The organism is Rhizobium sp. SVR5-9E (genome assembly GCF_056755095.1).
On the sequence record NZ_JBNDHS010000452.1, the window covers coordinates 1 to 267 of the forward strand.

Consider the following 267-nt stretch of genomic DNA (forward strand, 5'->3'; position numbering starts at 1 on the left):
CCTCGGAGACTGCCGATGGCCCGACATCTGCACCAAAGATCTTACCGTCGTTGGGCAGGGACGCTTCAGCGTCGTGGAGTACAATGATCTTTGCGTTGCCGAGGGCCATTTGTGCCGCACCCGGGTGCTGCTGGGACGCTGCGAGCGCCGCATTGCAAATGCTCAATCCGAGGAGCGTCGTCAAAATTGTCAAGCTGCGTATCATTTGGTTGTTCCTGTTACGTCCTTTGGGTAATAGTCGGCGACACTGAGCCCTTCGTATCGAAC

The 267-nt window shown here is 56.6% G+C and carries 1 pseudogene; it reads right to left on the minus strand.

The features are described 5' to 3' along the window. Positions 1 to 205: pseudogene (locus ACPYOJ_RS35590) on the minus strand (MBL fold metallo-hydrolase); the annotation flags it as partial. Between the last annotated feature and the right edge of the window lie 62 nt (positions 206 to 267).